Origin of the sequence: Lunatimonas salinarum, from assembly GCF_017811155.1 — a bacterium.
GTDB classification, from domain to species: Bacteria; Bacteroidota; Bacteroidia; order Cytophagales; family Cyclobacteriaceae; genus Lunatimonas; species Lunatimonas salinarum.
In genome coordinates this window covers 1-438 of the sequence record NZ_JACVCV010000121.1, presented here as the reverse complement: position 1 = coordinate 438, position 438 = coordinate 1, and the positions used below count along the sequence as shown (strand labels likewise).

Genomic DNA, 438 nt, shown 5'->3' with positions numbered 1-438 from the left:
GGTCGTTTTCTTTGTGGATATGTGTAGTTAGAAGGGTGGTGAGGTAGACGTAAGACGTTAGATATGAGATGTAAGATTCGGAAAATTTACGATGCCACTTCCTTTCCAAAACCACGAATCCGAAGCGAGCCCCCGCTCTGGGTGTAGTTTGCAACTACACCCCGATATTTCTGCCAATTGGCAATTGGCGAAACTGAGCTTCCTTCCCAAAACTACCCCAAGCCCCTTGAGCTAGCTTAAAGAGATTGCTTCGCTCCTGCGTCACTCGCAATGACGGGCTTTGCCGGGCTCTCTCACCCCGTAGGGGTGACATGTTTATAGACTGGGCTTAGAGATCAATTTGTTCCACCGTTTTGGCCGCGGGCATGTTCATGGTGCCCTATCACTTCCGCCAAAACCCGGAGATGTCTAGCGCTGCGCAACCAACCGAATTGCCTG

The 438-nt window shown here is 50.7% G+C and carries 1 protein-coding gene; it reads right to left on the bottom strand.

Annotation, left to right across the window (positions count from 1 at the left end):
• Positions 1-154: 154 nt before the first annotated feature.
• The gene (locus IAQ59_RS22890) at positions 155-313 is read right to left on the bottom strand and encodes a hypothetical protein (protein ID WP_209333031.1); all 159 of its coding nucleotides are present in this window, start codon (positions 311-313) and stop codon (positions 155-157) included.
• Positions 314-438: the final 125 nt, after the last annotated feature.